This window comes from Thalassospira xianhensis MCCC 1A02616 (genome assembly GCF_003326475.1).
Classification (GTDB): domain Bacteria; phylum Pseudomonadota; class Alphaproteobacteria; order Rhodospirillales; family Thalassospiraceae; genus Thalassospira; species Thalassospira xianhensis.
In genome coordinates, this window is the sequence record NZ_JPWA01000006.1 from 27,854 (window position 1) to 43,897 (window position 16,044).

15 protein-coding genes are annotated in these 16,044 nt (G+C 55.9%); 3 read left to right on the top strand and 12 right to left on the bottom strand.

Going from position 1 to position 16,044, the window contains the following annotated elements; all coding sequences use genetic code 11:
- Nucleotides 1-12 precede the first annotated feature (12 nt).
- The gene (locus TH5_RS06885) at nucleotides 13-882 is read right to left on the bottom strand and encodes a LysR family transcriptional regulator (protein ID WP_114121338.1); all 870 of its coding nucleotides are present in this window, start codon (nucleotides 880-882) and stop codon (nucleotides 13-15) included.
- A gap of 125 nt (nucleotides 883-1,007) precedes the next feature.
- Between TH5_RS06885 and TH5_RS06890 the strand changes: the two genes are divergently transcribed.
- A complete protein-coding gene (locus tag TH5_RS06890; protein WP_114121241.1) occupies nucleotides 1,008-1,229 on the top strand; it encodes a DUF1127 domain-containing protein in 222 nt (73 codons plus the stop codon).
- Between the two features lie 131 nt (nucleotides 1,230-1,360).
- On the opposite strand, the gene TH5_RS06895 is transcribed toward TH5_RS06890, so the two are convergent.
- Nucleotides 1,361-2,230 carry a LysR family transcriptional regulator gene (locus TH5_RS06895; protein ID WP_114121242.1) on the bottom strand — a complete coding sequence of 290 codons (870 nt, stop codon included), beginning with the start codon at nucleotides 2,228-2,230 and terminating at the stop codon, nucleotides 1,361-1,363.
- 150 nt (nucleotides 2,231-2,380) lie between these two features.
- On the opposite strand from TH5_RS06895, the gene TH5_RS06900 reads away from it, so the two are divergent.
- Nucleotides 2,381-2,614, top strand: a complete 234-nt coding sequence (locus TH5_RS06900; RefSeq protein WP_114121243.1) for a hypothetical protein — start codon at nucleotides 2,381-2,383, stop codon at nucleotides 2,612-2,614.
- A gap of 75 nt (nucleotides 2,615-2,689) precedes the next feature.
- Here the strand turns inward: TH5_RS06900 and TH5_RS06905 are convergent, their stop codons facing one another.
- The 10 genes from TH5_RS06905 to TH5_RS06950 form a co-directional block, all read right to left on the bottom strand.
- Nucleotides 2,690-3,331, bottom strand: a complete 642-nt coding sequence (locus TH5_RS06905) for a bifunctional 4-hydroxy-2-oxoglutarate aldolase/2-dehydro-3-deoxy-phosphogluconate aldolase (protein WP_085641718.1) — start codon at nucleotides 3,329-3,331, stop codon at nucleotides 2,690-2,692.
- Between the two features lie 21 nt (nucleotides 3,332-3,352).
- Entirely contained in the window at nucleotides 3,353-4,291 is a 939-nt protein-coding gene (gene glk / locus TH5_RS06910) for a glucokinase (protein ID WP_114121244.1), read from the bottom strand.
- Nucleotides 4,291-6,129: a phosphogluconate dehydratase gene (gene edd / locus TH5_RS06915; protein WP_114121339.1), complete on the bottom strand. Its 1,839-nt coding sequence runs from the start codon at nucleotides 6,127-6,129 to the stop codon at nucleotides 4,291-4,293. The genes glk and edd overlap by 1 nt, the downstream gene beginning before the upstream one ends.
- 5 nt (nucleotides 6,130-6,134) lie before the next feature.
- Nucleotides 6,135-6,929, bottom strand: coding sequence for a 6-phosphogluconolactonase (pgl, locus tag TH5_RS06920; RefSeq protein WP_114121245.1), 795 nt, complete (start codon nucleotides 6,927-6,929; stop codon nucleotides 6,135-6,137).
- A 4-nt stretch (nucleotides 6,930-6,933) separates the two neighbouring features.
- The gene (gene zwf, locus TH5_RS06925; RefSeq protein ID WP_114121246.1) at nucleotides 6,934-8,439 is read right to left on the bottom strand and encodes a glucose-6-phosphate dehydrogenase; all 1,506 of its coding nucleotides are present in this window, start codon (nucleotides 8,437-8,439) and stop codon (nucleotides 6,934-6,936) included.
- A 146-nt stretch (nucleotides 8,440-8,585) separates the two neighbouring features.
- Nucleotides 8,586-9,716 carry an ABC transporter ATP-binding protein gene (locus tag TH5_RS06930; protein WP_114121247.1) on the bottom strand — a complete coding sequence of 377 codons (1,131 nt, stop codon included), beginning with the start codon at nucleotides 9,714-9,716 and terminating at the stop codon, nucleotides 8,586-8,588.
- A gap of 26 nt (nucleotides 9,717-9,742) precedes the next feature.
- Nucleotides 9,743-11,371, bottom strand: coding sequence for an alpha-glucosidase (locus TH5_RS06935; protein ID WP_114121248.1), 1,629 nt, complete (start codon nucleotides 11,369-11,371; stop codon nucleotides 9,743-9,745).
- A 37-nt stretch (nucleotides 11,372-11,408) separates the two neighbouring features.
- On the bottom strand, nucleotides 11,409-12,248 hold the full coding sequence (locus TH5_RS06940; protein ID WP_062952569.1) for a carbohydrate ABC transporter permease: 840 nt from the start codon (nucleotides 12,246-12,248) through the stop codon (nucleotides 11,409-11,411).
- A 1-nt stretch (nucleotide 12,249) separates the two neighbouring features.
- Nucleotides 12,250-13,173: a carbohydrate ABC transporter permease gene (locus TH5_RS06945; RefSeq protein WP_114121249.1), complete on the bottom strand. Its 924-nt coding sequence runs from the start codon at nucleotides 13,171-13,173 to the stop codon at nucleotides 12,250-12,252.
- A 134-nt stretch (nucleotides 13,174-13,307) separates the two neighbouring features.
- On the bottom strand, nucleotides 13,308-14,582 hold the full coding sequence (locus tag TH5_RS06950) for an ABC transporter substrate-binding protein (protein WP_208638413.1): 1,275 nt from the start codon (nucleotides 14,580-14,582) through the stop codon (nucleotides 13,308-13,310).
- A gap of 218 nt (nucleotides 14,583-14,800) precedes the next feature.
- On the opposite strand from TH5_RS06950, the gene TH5_RS06955 reads away from it, so the two are divergent.
- Complete coding sequence (locus TH5_RS06955; protein WP_114121250.1) at nucleotides 14,801-15,784, top strand: AraC family transcriptional regulator; 984 nt, start codon at nucleotides 14,801-14,803, stop codon at nucleotides 15,782-15,784.
- Nucleotides 15,785-16,044 lie beyond the last annotated feature (260 nt).

Genomic DNA, 16,044 nt, shown 5'->3' on the forward strand with positions numbered 1-16,044 from the left:
AACCTTTACCCATCAGCATTTATACCGGTCTGGAATGGCTTCGGTTGCCTTGATCAGGGCATCCATCACCATCCGCACCGCGGGCGAGCGGCGAATATCGGGATGCACGACCAGCCAGACCGGCTTGCGGAGTTCATTGGTCACATCATCGGTGACAAGTTCCAGCCTGTCATCCTCGTCCGCCAGATAACGTGGCAGAAGGCCAAGCCCGTATCCCGCGGCAACAAAGGCCAGCACGGTATGGGTATCGTCCGATCTGACCCGCATCGGCAATTTGCGGTTAAGCTGTTCCCATACCCAACCCTGCTTGTAATCCCCAAAGGTGTTGCGTCCGTCGGCACAAAATTCCCAATCCTTTTCCGGCACAGTGGCGGTATAGCCCCGCATGGCGTAAACCGCATGGCGCAAGTTGGTCAGCTTGCGTGCAATCAGCCCGCTTTGATCCGGAGTTGCCATGCGTACCGCCACGTCGGCCTCCCGCCGTGCCAGATTGGCAATTACGCTGGAGCCAAGGATTTCATATTCCAGATGACGCTGATCTTTCAGAAGTTCGGCAAGGCGCGGCGCAAACAATATCCTCCCTGCCAGCGGCGGAACCGCGATACGCACTACACCATGCGCGGTTTCATCACCACGCGCCTGACGCTCGAAGGCAAGGACGTCTTCCTCGATCTTTGTAGCAACCGGCACAAGATTTTCACCGGCATCGGTCAATGACCATCCCGTTCCAAGCCGGTCAAACAGCCGCGCCCCGACATCCTGTTCAAGGGCGTCGATCCGCCTTGCGACCGTGGTGTGATCCTTGCCGAGTTTTCGGGCGGCACCGGAAAGCGTGCCTTCACCTGCCAACACGACAAAATATCGCAGATCGTTCCAGTTCATGATGCCCCATCCCGGATTGCGCAAATTTGCACAATCATAGCGCATTTTATCGGAATTACATGAGATTTATGCGCATGTCATGATCAGGCCATATCAAACGAGCCCCCGAACAAGGAGATTTCGACATGGCCGTCTCCCATCATATCGAATGCGATGCCAATGCCCGGCTGAACCGCCCCTCGCGCCCCACCGTCTCGCAAATTGCGACGACTGCGATTGATGTCCTGCTGGCCGCGTACAAACGCCATCAAAGCCGCGTGGCACTGAACCGGCTGTCGGATCATCAACTGTGCGATATCGGACTGGAACGCAGTGAAAGCGGGTATGTATCCCGCGACAATTATTAAAAGATTCAAGGCGGTGCCTGATCAGGGTTCCTGACCCTTTCATTCTGGCAATCGACACGCTTTGATATGCCTCCCTCAGGCAGCAAAAGAGATCCCGCGCAGATACACAGCACGGGGTCTCTTTTTGTTTTTCACACCTGAAATTCTGCCGAAATGCTGTCGGCAGCCTTGATCAGCGCATCCATGACAAGTCGTACACCGGGGGACCGGCGCATATCGGGATGCACAACCAGCCATGCGGTTTCGCGGCTTTCGCCCGTCGTATCGGCCCGGATCAGTTCAAGCCGTTCGTCCCCGTCCGCCAGATAGCGCGGCAACACCCCCACCCCATGCCCGGCGGCGATGAACTGACGCACGGATTCGGTATCGTCCGCCCGGAAACGGCAGGGCAGTTCACGCCCCATAATATTGCGCACCCATTCCTTTTTGGCCGCCCCATAGGATGTATCCTCGTAGCCGCAAAATTCCCAATCCTGTTCGGGCACGCGTGCGCTATATCCCCGTGCGGCATAAAGGCCAACGCCAAGTTCAACCAGCTTGCGGGTGATCAGGCCGGGTTCGCGCGGGGTGACCATACGCACTGCCAGATCGGCCTCGCGCCGGGCCAGGTTGACGACGTTGGACGCACCGATAATTTCAAATTCCAGCCCCTTGTGTGCCGTCAGCAATTGCGCCAGACGCGGGGCAAACAAAACCCGCCCAGCAACCGGGGGAACCGATATGCGCACCACACCGTGGGCGGCTTCGTCCCCTTTGGCCTGCCGTTCAAAGCCGAGCGCCTCGGCCTCGACCCGTTCGGCCACCGGGACAAGGTTCTGCCCGGCGATGGTCAATTGCCAGCCGCGTGGCAGACGGTCAAACAGCTTGGTTCCCACGGCATCTTCAAGGGCCTCGATCCGCCGCGCCACGGTGGTGTGTTCCTTGCGCAACCGCCGGGCAGCCCCTGAAAGGCTGCCTTCCTCGGCAAGGATCAGGAAATAACGCAGGTCGTTCCAATTCATGTGCTTGACCAGTTCATATGACCAGAGATCATCAGTTCCGTTTATTTTTGCACATTAAATCTGCGAAACAACCAAATTCCCGTTTTATTTTGCATATGAGAGGATCAGGGCATCGACAGAATACGGCCTTTTGGAAATCAGGAGGATACCATGACCTATCGGCCCCCGACCAAAGCACAGGACTTTGACATCCGCACCGACCCGATCGCCAACCGCGTGCCGTTTGGCCGTCTGATCAACAAGATCACCAACTATTCGGCCGAAGCCCGCAAACGCAAAAACGAACGCGAAGTGATGGCACATCTGAGCGACGATCAGCTTCGCGATGTCGGGCTGCAACGCACATTTGATGGCAACCAGTGGCGCGTTACACGCATTGTCTGATTAACATCCCCCGCCCCACCAATGAAAAAGGAGCCCGTTACGGGCTCCTTTTTTACAGTCGTCTATCAGGGTCGATCAGCCACGCAGTTCGGCAACCTTGTCGGTCGCTTCCTGTGCGAGGCGGGTGATGGTTGCCCAGTCACCGGCCTTGACCGCGTCCTTGGGGGCAACCCACGAACCACCGACGGTGATGATGTTTGGCAGAGCCAGATAATCACCAAGATTTGCCAGAGACACACCACCCGTCGGGCAGAATTTGACCTGCGGCAGTGGCCCGGACAGGGCTTTGAGCATCGAAACACCACCCTGCTGTTCGGCGGGGAAGAATTTCAGCATGTCATAGCCATGATCGATCAGGTTCATGATTTCCGAAGGCGTGCCAGCACCGGGGAGCAACGGAACGCCGGTATCTTTGGCGGCCTTCAGAAGACCGTCGGTGTGGCCGGGAGAAACGGCAAAGGCACAACCGATTTCGGCCATGCGTTCCATCTGTTTGGCATTGATCACGGTCCCGGCACCGGTAATCGCATCTGGTACTTCGGCGATGATGCGTTGGATGCTTTCTTCGGCCGCGGCACTGCGCAGCGTGATTTCAAGCACCGGCAAACCACCGGCAACCAGCGCCTTTGCAAGCGGAACGGCATCATTGACGTCTTCGATCACCAGAACCGGCACGACCGGTGCCTTGGACAGAATTTCGCGTGACGAAAGGCTCATAAGGTATCCTCCAGTTTTCGGTCAGGCCGTCAAAATCTTGGCGCAACCGAGCAGGGCCGGGTATTTCGCCGTCATCAGGCGCACCGGCACATCATTCATTAAATCATGGAAACGGCCCTTGGCGATCATGCGATCCTTAAGGCCGCTTTGTTTCATAAAGTCGGCAATGCGCGGACCAATACCGCCACCGATAAATACGCCGTCAAATGCGCCAAGCGTCAGGACCAGATCACCGGCCACCCCGCCCATGAACAGACAGAACCGATCCAGAACCTTAAGGCAAAGCGGATCATTTTTCTGCATGGCATTTTCAACGATTTCAGCGGCACTGAGCGGTGTCACGTCGATCCCGTCAATGGCAGCAAGCGCACGATAAAGGTTTTCAAGCCCCATCCCCGACAGGATGCGTTCGGCCGACACACGGCCCAGCTCAGCCGTCAGGAATTTGACGATTTCATAATCGAGATCATCAACGGCGGGCAGTGACACATGGCCGCCTTCGCCCTGGATCGGAATCCAGTGATCGTCATGGCGCAGAAGCCCCGAAACGCCAAGCCCGGTCCCAGCCCCGATCACCGCCAATGGCAATCCCGGGCGCCCCGGACCATCAAACAGCGTGATCAGGTCTTCGTCGCCAAGATAAGGCACGGACATCGCAAGACCGGTAAAATCATTGACCACTACCAGACGATCAAGACCAAATTCGGCCTTGAGCGCGTCCTTGGAAAACACCCACGGGTTATTGGTGAATTTGATGATGTCTGCGGATGCCGGGCAGGCCACGGCAACCGCAAATTCATTCAGATCTGCGCAATCGGTTTTCACCATGAAATCCCGCATGGCATCGCCGATGGTCGCATAATCGCGGACCGGCAATGTCATCGGTGATTGCGGATTTCCATTTTCGTCAATCCAGGCAAAGCGGGCGTTGGTACCGCCGATATCACCAACCAGCCGCATTATGCTACCTCGACCTCGGCTGCCCCCGGAAGCACCGCACTGGCACCCAGTTCGGCCAGTCCGACATGTTCGCGGAAGACACCGAACAATTCACGACCGAAACCGGTCTGATGTTCGGCCTTGTTATCAAAGGTTGCGAATTCACGCTTGGCCAGTTCGGCCTCGGTCACATTCAGGATCAGTTCGCCGGTTTCGGCATCAAGACGCACGATATCGCCGTCTTTCACCTTGGCAATCGGCCCATTCATCATGGCTTCGGGGGTGACATGGATTGCCGCCGGGACCTTGCCCGATGCGCCCGACATGCGGCCATCGGTGACAAGGGCGACCTTGTAACCAAGGTCCTGCAACACGCCAAGCGGCGGCGTCAGTTTGTGAAGTTCCGGCATGCCATTGGCCTTGGCCCCCTGGAAACGGACAACGCAGACAACGTCGCGATGCAGTTTGCCGTCCTTGAACGCCTGCATCATTTCTTCCTGCGAGGTAAAGACCGCAGCCGGGGCTTCGATCACGCGGTTTTCAGGCTTCACAGCCGATACCTTGATCACCGAACGGCCAAGGTTCCCCGCCAGCATGCGAAGGCCGCCATCGGCACTGAACGCCTTTTCGGCCGGACGCAGGATTTCCTCGTCATGGCTGGTGGCCGGGGCATCACGCCACGACAATTTGCCATTATCCAGATACGGCTCGGTGCCATAGGCCGCCATGCCGCCGGTATGGATGGTCTGAAGATCGGGATGCAGAAGACCGTTTTTCAAAAGGTCGCTGATCACAAAGCCCATGCCGCCCGCGGCGTGGAAATGGTTCACATCGGCCTGCCCGTTCGGATAAACGCGGCACAGAAGCGGGATCAGACGCGACAATTCATCGAAATCTTCCCAGCGAAGTTCGATACCCGCCGCACGTGCCATCGCGGGAAGATGCAGGGTATGGTTGGTCGACCCACCGGTCGCAAGCAGACCGATAATGCCGTTCACGAATGCCTTTTCATCGAGAATTTTGCCAACCGGACGGTAATCATTGCCAAGTTTGGTGATCTGAAGCGCACGACGGGCGGCTTCTTCGGTCAGGGCATCACGCAGATCGGTGTTTGGGTTAACAAACGCCGCACCGGGCAAATGCAGGCCCATGATTTCCATCAGCATCTGGTTGGAGTTCGCCGTACCATAGAAGGTACAGGTCCCCGGGCTGTGATAGGACGCGGTTTCCGCTTCGAGCAGTTCCTTGCGACCGACCTTGCCCTGCGCGTAAAGCTGCCGGATGCGGGCCTTTTCATTGTTGGGCAAACCGGACGGCATCGGACCGGCCGGGACAAACACCGCCGGGATATGACCATAGGCAAGTGCGCCCATCACCAGACCCGGTACGATTTTATCGCAGACACCGAGATAAAGCGCCGCATCAAACACATCATGCGACAGCGATACCGCCGTCGACATCGCAATCACATCCCGCGAAAACAGGGACAGTTCCATCCCCGGGCGGCCCTGTGTCACGCCATCGCACATGGCAGGCACGCCACCGGCAACCTGTGCGGTTGCGCCGGCTTCGAACACGGCCTTTTTGATGCGGTCGGGATAAACGCCCAGTGGCTGATGGGCGGACAGCATATCGTTATAGGATGTCACGATGCCCAGATTGGCACCTTCGTCACCATTGATGCGTTCCTTGTCCGCCGCACTGCAGCCAGCAGACGCATGGGCGAGGTTGCCGCATGACAGGGATGAGCGATGCGGACGGTCGGACGCGGCGGCTTCGATGCGTTCCAGATAGGCCTCGCGGGTGGGCTTGGAACGTTCGACGATGCGTTTGGTAATCTGTTCTAATTCACGTTTCATGGGGTTCAGCCTTTCGGGTTCTCGGCGCTCCACCACAGATCGACGGGGATGTCAGTCTGCTGCAAGATTGCGCGAACCGGCATTTCTTCGATCTCGGTGCCGTTTTTCGCGGTTTCAAAGGTCGACCATTTGGATTGTCCGGTAATATGGATGCCAATATACCGGGCATTAAGGATGGCGGGCAAAGTCATGCTGATGCGCGGGACCGGGGATACGGTCGGGCGCGCGGCGGCAACCAGTTCGCCATGGGCGGGATAAAGTCCCTTTTGCAGGGCATCGGGCGCGGATGACGGGAACAGGGATGCCGTATGGCCATCATCACCCATGCCCAGATACACGATATCAAGCGGCCAGCTCAGATCGGTGCGAAGGCGGCTTGAAACCGTTGAAATTGCGTCTTCGGGATTGGCGTCACCGGTTTTCAGTGACACAAAACGCGCATGCTGGGCTTCATTGATCAGGAAATGATCGCGAACCAGCTTTTCGTTTGACTGATCGTCATCCAGCCCCACCCAGCGATCATCGCCAAGGGTGACGGTGACTTTCGACCAATCCAGTTTGACGGCCGAGAGTTTTTCAAAGAGCGGTTTGGGAAAACGTCCACCGGCCACCGCCATGCTGGCATGGCCGCGGGTGGCAATGGCGAATTCAAGGCGTTCCACGGTTTCCTTGACCATGGCCGCAAGCATGTCATCGCCGCTTTGGAAAATGCGTTCGTTTGTCATGTCTTCGTCCAGAAAATTGGGAACCGGTTCATCGTCACGCAAGGCCGCCCCACCAAAAGGCAAGGCGACCCGCATGTCATCAGAACCCGGCTTCTTCGTTCCAGGTCCGGCCGTCACGCTCGATCAGCGCAATGGCCGCCGAAGGCCCCCACGTGCCCGAGGTATACCCCTTGGGCGTGATGTGATTGCTTTGCCATGCTTCCTGAATGGCATCGACCCACTGCCAGGCAATATCCTGTTCGTCGCGACGCACGAACAGCGTGTTATTGCCATCAATCGCGTCCAGCAAAAGACGCTCGTAAGCATCCGGGCTGCGCCCGCCGAAGGCCTCGGCAAAGGACAGGTTCAGCGCGGTCGGACGCAGGCGCACAAGACCCGGCCCCGGGTTCTTGGTATTCAGAACCAGATGAATGCCGTCATCAGGCTGCAAACGCAGAACAAGGCGGTTGGCCTGATAATTGGTCATGGATTTTGCCAGCGGGAAAATCTGATGCGGCACATCGCGGAACTGGATGACAATTTCCGAATGGCGTTTCGGCAAGCGTTTACCGGTCCGCAGATAGAACGGCACCCCGGCCCAGCGCCAGTTGTTCAGTTCGGCCCGGATGGCAACAAAGGTCTCGGTGGTGCTGTCGATATTGGCACCTTCTTCTTCAAGATAGCCCGGGACTTCCTTGCCACCGACGGCACCATTGCGGTACTGGCCGCGCACGGTGGCGCTGTCGATATTGGAATCATTGATCGGTTTCAGTGCCTTGAGCACCTTGACCTTTTCATCGCGCACCGCGTCCTGATCGAGAACATGCGGGGCTTCCATCGCGACAAGGCAGAGAAGCTGCAACATATGGTTCTGAACCATGTCACGCATCGCACCGGCATCGTCATAATAGGACCAGCGCCCTTCGACGCCGACTTCCTCGCCAACCGTGATCTGCACATGATCGATATGCGCGCTGTTCCACAGCGGTTCGAACATGGCATTGGCAAAGCGCAGGATCAGAAGGTTCTGCACCGTTTCCTTGCCAAGATAATGGTCGATACGGAAAATCTGGTGTTCTTCGAAGACTTCACCGATCTGGCCGTTGATTTCACGGCAGCTTTCAAGATCGTGGCCCAGCGGCTTTTCAAGCACAACGCGCGAATTCGGCGTTACCAGACCGGCCTTCTTAAGGTTAAAGGCCATATCAGCAAACAGCGACGGGCTGGTCGAGAAATAATAGACGCGATCCCGATCCGGCTGATCGGCAAGTTTTTCATGCAGGATTTTGAAGCCGGTTTCATCCCCGGCGGAAACCTGAACATAGGCGATGCGCGCGGCAAACTTTTTCCAGACCTTGGCGTCAAATTCGCCTTTGGGAATGTATTTTTGTCCGGCTTCTTCCAGCTTCGCGCGGAAGTCTTCATCGGAATGTTCGCTGCGCGAGGCGCCGAAAATACGGGTGGAATCATCGAAACGCCCGGTACGTTCCATTTCGTAAAGTGCGGGGAAAAGTTTGCGTAACGCCAAATCTCCGGTCCCACCGAAAATCACGATATCAGCGATACGATGCTTCAGCCGTTGGCGCTGCGTCGTCGTTTGTGTCATCTTGCCCTAAGCCTTCCAAGCGAACTGCTCTCACTCGTTTCCTCCCCGTCGTAAAGGTGGGATCCCGAGCCCGAAGGGCTCTGGCAAACGACCGGGCCACGGTATTTACCGTGTTGGCAGGCGCCGGGTTTTCGCCCCGTCACCGCCTATCCTGTTGCCAGCTGGGCTCTGAGCGGTTCGTTATCCACATCAAGGCGCCGTCTGGCTTGTCCGTTCTGATCGAACAGATAGCAATCTTCCACCCGGGCATGAATGCCAATGGATGATCCTGTTACAATTGCCGTATCACCCGTGACACGGGCAACGAACAGTTCATCGCCACCGGCCTGCACATAGACGAGACCCGCCTCGCCCAGATGTTCAACCACTTCGACCGTTCCTGACAGCAATGCCGTGTCCTGATCGGCAAGGCTGCAATGTTCCGGTCTGATGCCCACTGTTACACGATCTCCGGCGTCAAGACCACTGCCATCAACAGGCAGCGTCACCTCTTTACCGGAATCCAGTTTAACCGTAACAGTTTGTTGCGAAACCTCTATCACAACCGCCGGAACAAAGTTCATTTTAGGCGACCCGATGAAGCCCGCAACAAATTGATTTTGCGGGTGATGATAGAGTTCAAGCGGGGTCCCGACCTGCTCGACCGAGCCCGCCCGCAAAACCACGATCTTGTCAGCCATTGTCATGGCTTCGACCTGATCATGCGTCACATAAATCATCGTGGACTTCAATTTTTCATGAAGTTTTGTCAATTCGATCCGCATTTGCACACGCAAACCGGCATCCAGGTTCGATAACGGTTCATCAAACAGGAAGACTTTCGGTTTGCGCACAATCGCCCGGCCAATGGCAACGCGCTGACGCTGCCCGCCCGAAAGTTCCTTTGGCTTGCGGTCCAGCAATTCTTCAAGTTGCAGCACCCTGGCCGCGGCCATCACGCGTTCGCGTTGTTCGTCCTTGGTTCTTTTCGCAAGATCAAGGCCGAATGCCATGTTTTCATAGACCGTCATATGCGGATAAAGCGCGTAGGACTGAAACACCATGGCAACACCACGATCCTTGGGTGCCTTGTCATTGACGACCTCGTCGCCAATGGAAAGTTCCCCATCGCTAATATCTTCGAGCCCGGCAATCAGGCGCAGCAAGGTCGATTTGCCGCACCCCGACGGGCCGACAAACACGCAAAACTCGCCATCGCGGATATTCAGATCGACACCGTGAATGGTTTCGATCGGACCAAAACGTTTTTTAACCTGCTTAAGAACCACTTCCGACATGCGGGTTCCTCCCTCGACTTGTCGATTTATATCGTTCCGAAATAAAAGCCCCAGCCCGGCAGCGAAAGCTGATTGCCGGTAACCGATCCGCTGTTAAGGGCGAAATTCGCATCCGAACGCCCGGGCAAGGTCACGGTCCGGGCATCGGGTGTCGTATTGAACACGCAGATGGTCCGGACCACGCCCGCCATCCGGGCATAGGCGATGACATTGTCATCGATATCGAGCATCTCGATATCGCCATCGATGATTTCCGGATGGATTTTGCGCCAGGCCAAAAGATCGCGATAAAAACTGCGCAATGAATTGGGATCATCCATCTGTTCGGCCACGGCAAGCCCGCTATGATCCTGCGGGACCGGCAGCCACGGCGTATCGCTTGTCGTGAAACCACCATGGGGGATATTGGCATTCATCCATGGCATCGGGGTCCGGCATCCATCGCGCCCCTTGAATTCCGGCCACATTTCAATCCCGTATGGGTCCTGCAGAAATTCATAGGGGACGACGGCTTCTTCAAGGCCAAGTTCCTCCCCCTGATAGATGCAGGGTGTGCCGCGCAATGTGGTGTAAAGGGCCGGGATCATGCGAAGGCGGGCATCATTATCGCCGCCTTTATCCCTGCCCCAACGGGTCGCAACCCGGACAAAATCATGGTTAGACACTGCCCAGCACGGCCAGCCATCACCAAGAACGTCAAACACATTGCGCAACATTCCGCGGATCAACGGCGTTTCAAGCGGGCTTTCCAACAGATTGATCGTATAGGCCATGTGAAGCTTGTCGCCCCCGGCGGTATATTCCGCCATGGTCGCCAGCGAATTGTCCGACCCGATTTCACCGACCGTCGTGGCACCGGGATATTTGTCGAGAACCGCACGCAGTTTTTGCAGGAACGCGATATTTTCCGGCCGCGTTTTGTCATAGACATGCATCTGGCGGGTATAGGGATTTTCCTTTGGCGCACCTTCGGGCCGGTGCGTGCCCGGAACCCATGGCGGGTTATCGCGCAGTTCCGCGTCATGGACATAGAAATTGGCGGTATCAAGCCGGAAACCATCCACCCCGCGACGCAGCCAGAATTCCACATCGTCAAGCAACTGGGCCTGCACATCCGGGTTATGGAAATTCAGGTCCGGCTGACTGACCAGAAAGTTGTGCATGTAATATTGCTGCCGGGTGGTATCGAACTTCCATGCCGAACCGCCAAAAATCGACAGCCAGTTATTGGGCGGCGTGCCATCCGGTTTGGGATCGGCCCAGACATACCAGTCGGCCTTGGGATTATCGCGGGATGACCGGCTTTCCTTGAACCAGACATGCTGATCGGAACTGTGCGACAGGACCTGATCAATGGTGACGCGCAGGCCAAGCGAATGCGCCTTTTCAACCAGATGGTCGAAATCGGCCAAGGTTCCGAACATCGGATCGACATCGCGATAATCCGCTACGTCATAGCCGAAATCCTTCATCGGCGAGGTAAAGAACGGCGACAGCCAGATGCCATCGACACCCAAATCGGCAATGTAATCCAGTTTCTGGGTAATGCCGGGCAGATCACCAATGCCATCGCCATTCGAATCAAAGAAACTGCGCGGATAGATTTGATACAGGACGCCACCGCGCCACCAGTCAGGATTTCCGGCCAAAGCCATTTAAGTCACCTTAAGTCATGTGGGACGAGAAGCCGCATCAGCCTTTGACAGCCCCGGCCGTCAGGCCGGACACGATGCGACGCTGGAAAATCAGGACCAAAACAATCAGGGGGACCGTCACGATCACCGATGCCGCCATGATATTGCCCCATGGCATTTCAAACTGGCTGGCCCCGGAAATCAGGGCGATGGCAACCGGCACGGTGCGCTGTTCATTGGTCAGGGTAAAGGTCAGGGCAAACAGGAATTCGTTCCATGCCATGATGAAAGCCAGAAGCCCGGTGGTCACCATGGCAGGCCACATGACCGGCAGGAACACGCGCGTGATCACGGTCCAGGGGCTGGCCCCATCCATCACAGCGGCTTCTTCAAGCTCGCGCGGCAATTCGCGCATGAAGGCGGTCAGGATCCAGACCGTGAATGGCAGGGTCAGCATCATGTATGAAATTGCCAGCCCGAACATCGAATTATAAAGCCCGACGGCCCGGATCAGTTCGAACATGCCCGACAGCACGGCGACCTGCGGGAACATTGATACCGACAGGATCGTCACCAGCAACAGGCCACGCCCGGCGAATTTAACCCGCGCAAGCGCATAGGATGCCGTTACTCCCATCAAAAGCGACAGGGCAACAACCATCACACTGACGAAGATCGAATTGAAGATATTGCGACCGAACGGCTGCCCTTCAAACACCGACAGATAGTTCGAGAAACTGAAACTTTCGGGCAGGTAATTGACGTCAAACAGGGCCGATCCGGTTTCGAACGCGGTCAGGATCGCATAGTAAAACGGGAAAACGGCAAAGATCACGATGGCCGCCACCAGAAGATAGAACCCTGCCTTCATCATCAGGGATTTGACATTGCGGTTCATGTTAATGTCCCCCCTCGTCAAGCCGGACCCGACCGATCATCATGTAGGCCATGATCGAAAAGGCGATGACCAGAAACAGCAGTGTTGACGCCGCCGAGCCATATCCGACTTCCTGAAAATCGACCAGAAGCTGCCGGGCATAGACCGACATGGTCATGGTGTTCGGATTGTTCGGCGTCAGAACATAAATCACGTCAAACACACGCAATGCATCAAGGGCACGGAAGATCACGGCGACCATCAATGCCGGTTTGATCAGCGGCAACGTCACCTTGAAAAACACCCGGACCGGATGAATGCCATCGACACGGGCGGCTTCATAACAGTCACTTGGCAGCATCTGAAGGGCTGCCAGTGTCAGAAGCGCCATGAACGGCGTGGTTTTCCAGACATCGACCATGATTACCGCGACCATTGCCGTATCGGGATTGGCCGTCCAGGCAACCGGCGATGCAATCAGCCCCAGCGACATCAGAAGATCATTGATGATGCCGAACTGGTCATGCAGCATCCAGTTCCACATCTTGGCCGATACAATCGTCGGGATCGCCCACGGGATCAGAACCGCTGCCCGAACCAGACCGCGCCCCTTGAATTCCTGATTAAGGACAAGGGCCACAATGATACCCAGCACCGTTTCAAGCGAAACCGAAATCACGGTGAAATAAATCGTGTTCCAGACTGCCTGCCACCATTCCGGGTCGGCCAGAAGGCCGAATTTCTCGCCGTCATAAACGGCATAGAAGTTTTCAAACCCGACGAAACTGTAACCGCCAAGATCGGACAGATTGGCATCGGTAAAGCCGAAGATGAAAGTCCGAAGCAATGGCCAACCGGCCACGCAGGCAAGAATGACCAGCATCGGTGTTAGAAACAGCCATGCCGAACGCCGTCTTGCACGCGTCAGGGACGAAGCTTGCGCCATGGGAACCGCTCTTGATCTTGAAGGGGGATGATCGGCCATGACCGCCATCCATCAAACCGGCCAAAGCAAACCGGCACGAAAACAGGATCGGGGCAGTACCGGGCGACCATCGCCCCCGGCACTGCAAGGCCCGTTTACCAGCCGGAACGCTTCACACGTTTCAGGTTGCGTTCAAGCCCGGTGATCGCCTGATCGACGGTTTGTGATCCAGACAAGGATGCATGCACCGCCTGCCAGAATTCGCTTGATACCTGATTGTATTTCGAACCGGTCACCGTCGACGGACGTGGCGCCGCGCTGGTGAATGTTTCATACAGATCGCCAAAGAACGGGTTGGCAGAAAGGACTTCTTCGTCCTTGTAAAGGTCGGCAATGGTCGGGTTATAGGACCCTTTGATCGCGCGACGTTTCTGTTCCTCGTAAGATGTCAGGAACTTCACAAGATCAGCCGCCAGTTCGGGATTTTCCGAATATTTCGAAACCGACAACTGCCAGCCACCAAGGGCTGCTGCCGAACGGCCATCGGTGCTTCCCTTGGGCAGGGCAGCAACACCGACCTTGCCCTTGACCGGGCTGTCTGCCGAATTGGCCAGCGCCCAGGCATAGGGCCAGTTGCGCATGAAGACCGAATTCCCCGACTGGAACACACCGCGCGCCTCTTCCTCGGCATAACCAAGAACGCCTTCGGGGGAAATGGTGCCAATCCAGTTTGAAGCGGTCTCAATTGCCTTTTTGGCCTGATCATTATTGATCGAAATATCGCCGTTCGGCTCGACCACGGAGCCGCCATTAAACGAAACCACCCATTCGAGCGCGTTGCAGGTCAGGCCTTCATAGGCACGCCCCTGAAACACATGGCCCCACATCTTGTCATTGCCGGCCTTGCGTTCGCCTTCCTGGATTTTCCGGGCGGTTTCAGTCAGTTGTTCCCAGGTTTCGGGAACATTTTCACCGTACTTTTCCAGCAAATCCTTGCGGTAATAAAGAACCCCCGCATCCGTGTACCACGGCATCGCGACCAGACGGTCTTCAAAGGTGTTGTTGGTGACGATGGCCTCGAAATGCTGCTTGGCTTCGTCTGCCATATATTCACTAAGGTCGATGAAATGATTGCCAAGGATCCCCGGCCAAATCACATCAATCTGGAATACGTCGATGTCGGAGGATCCGGCGGCAAGAATCTGCTGATACAGGGCCAGTCGTTCGGTGGTGGAATTCGGGGTGGAGATCACCGCGACTTCGTTGCCGGTTTGCTTTGCCCATGCATCGACACCTTCCTGGCAAAGCGCAAGTTCCTGCCCGACGGCACCACAGGAAATAGAAATTTTTGCGGCATTGGCCGAACTGGCCATCACGAAAGCTGCGCCAAGAACGCCCGCGGTTGCGAGCAGTCTGTTCATCAAGGTCATTGAGACCTCCCTAGGATGTTATCGGTTTTCCCATACAGCTTTTGGCAGCTGCTGTTGTTGCTTTTGGTTGTTCTTTTTATTCGGGCCCACTGCCTGTTACAGAACCACCCGATTGAAAAAGGATACGCCTGATCGCACCTTTTCAAAGTGTCATATCCTTCAAAGGATGATACTATTCTGCAAATTCGCGGCGATCATGACACGAATAGTAGGACGATATGCGGATCATCCAGGAACGGATCACAAATCCACAGGGATATAGCTGGGGCTATTTTCACTATGTCTGGGATGATTTTCGCTGCAACTGGCACCAGCATCCCGAATATGAGATGACCCTGACGCTGAATGCCAAAGGATCGCGGTTGATCGGCGATCACCGGCAGGCGTTTGACGGGCTGGATTTCGCCATGGTTGGCCCCAACCTGCCCCATCTTTGGGAATGCAAACGCATTGATCCGTCGCGCCCGATAGAGGTTTATGTGCTTTGGCTGTCGCAGGAATGGGTGGAAAACCTGACACGGGATTTTGTTGAATTTGCCGATTTCCACGAATTGTTTGCCCGTGGACGCCGCGGCCTTTCCTTTACCGACAAAGCCATCGCACGCGTTCAGGAAATATGCCCGCATCTTGATGATGCCAAACCGCGACAGCGTTTCATCCTGATGATCGAACTGCTTGAAGCATTGCTTGCCGGAATCGACAAACCGCTGGCCTCGGCCAATTTCGGCGGCGAAGCCGGAAAAAACAGTGAATCTATCCGGGTGGATCGCGCACTGGCCTTCATTCATGCCCATTATGCTGAACCGCTTCGGGTTTCATCGCTTGCCGATGTTGCCGGGGTCAGTGAAAGCAGCTTTTACCGGCTGTTCAAACGCTATACCGGGCGCAGTGTTGTCGAATATCTGAACGAATACCGGATTTCGCGGGCCTGTGTGCAGCTATCGCGCACCGATCTTCCGATCTATCAGATCGCCGAAAATAACGGCTTTAGCAATCTTTCGAACTTCAACCGGCGTTTTCGCCAGTATCGTGGAAAATCAGCCAGCGACTATCGCGAGAACATTCGTATTCACGGCCAGTTCCCCGATCACCCGCCAATGCCCGATGCCCGCATCGGTGCCGTTCCGGCCCGTCCGCTGCCAAGCGAGGTAGACGGTGTTCCGGACCGACGCACCGCCATTCCGGCATCCGCTGCCGAATAGTCCACCAACGTGGTACGACAGAACATCGGGAATGCGATGATGTTCTGTTTTCCATTCCCCTATGGTCCATCATCCCGTAAGACTCGTGCAAAAGCGTTGTTTTCTGCGGGTTTCATTCAACCTGATACCGGCCCTGCACCATCAATGTTCTCATTTTCCTTCGAAAAACGAGAACATTGAGACCATATAAATTCCATTAAAAATCAATAACTTATATATTTTATCGGCTTTTGTTCTAATTTTGTTCTTGCGAGAACAAA

What these genes read in the sequence shown, in the direction of transcription:
- TH5_RS06905 (WP_085641718.1), bottom strand. Translation starts at nt 3,331, where the DNA reads ATGAGCCTTTCGTCACGCGAAATTCTGTCCAAGGCACCGGTCGTGCCG.
- zwf (WP_114121246.1), bottom strand. Translation starts at nt 8,439, where the DNA reads ATGACACAAACGACGACGCAGCGCCAACGGCTGAAGCATCGTATCGCT.
- TH5_RS06885 (WP_114121338.1), bottom strand. Translation starts at nt 882, where the DNA reads ATGAACTGGAACGATCTGCGATATTTTGTCGTGTTGGCAGGTGAAGGC.
- TH5_RS06890 (WP_114121241.1), top strand. Translation starts at nt 1,008, where the DNA reads ATGGCCGTCTCCCATCATATCGAATGCGATGCCAATGCCCGGCTGAAC.
- TH5_RS06935 (WP_114121248.1), bottom strand. Translation starts at nt 11,371, where the DNA reads ATGGCTTTGGCCGGAAATCCTGACTGGTGGCGCGGTGGCGTCCTGTAT.
- TH5_RS06895 (WP_114121242.1), bottom strand. Translation starts at nt 2,230, where the DNA reads ATGAATTGGAACGACCTGCGTTATTTCCTGATCCTTGCCGAGGAAGGC.
- TH5_RS06955 (WP_114121250.1), top strand. Translation starts at nt 14,801, where the DNA reads ATGCGGATCATCCAGGAACGGATCACAAATCCACAGGGATATAGCTGG.
- TH5_RS06950 (WP_208638413.1), bottom strand. Translation starts at nt 14,582, where the DNA reads ATGACCTTGATGAACAGACTGCTCGCAACCGCGGGCGTTCTTGGCGCA.
- pgl (WP_114121245.1), bottom strand. Translation starts at nt 6,929, where the DNA reads ATGCGGGTCGCCTTGCCTTTTGGTGGGGCGGCCTTGCGTGACGATGAA.
- TH5_RS06940 (WP_062952569.1), bottom strand. Translation starts at nt 12,248, where the DNA reads ATGAACCGCAATGTCAAATCCCTGATGATGAAGGCAGGGTTCTATCTT.
- TH5_RS06900 (WP_114121243.1), top strand. Translation starts at nt 2,381, where the DNA reads ATGACCTATCGGCCCCCGACCAAAGCACAGGACTTTGACATCCGCACC.
- edd (WP_114121339.1), bottom strand. Translation starts at nt 6,129, where the DNA reads ATGAAACGTGAATTAGAACAGATTACCAAACGCATCGTCGAACGTTCC.
- TH5_RS06930 (WP_114121247.1), bottom strand. Translation starts at nt 9,716, where the DNA reads ATGTCGGAAGTGGTTCTTAAGCAGGTTAAAAAACGTTTTGGTCCGATC.
- glk (WP_114121244.1), bottom strand. Translation starts at nt 4,291, where the DNA reads ATGCGGCTGGTTGGTGATATCGGCGGTACCAACGCCCGCTTTGCCTGG.
- TH5_RS06945 (WP_114121249.1), bottom strand. Translation starts at nt 13,173, where the DNA reads ATGGCGCAAGCTTCGTCCCTGACGCGTGCAAGACGGCGTTCGGCATGG.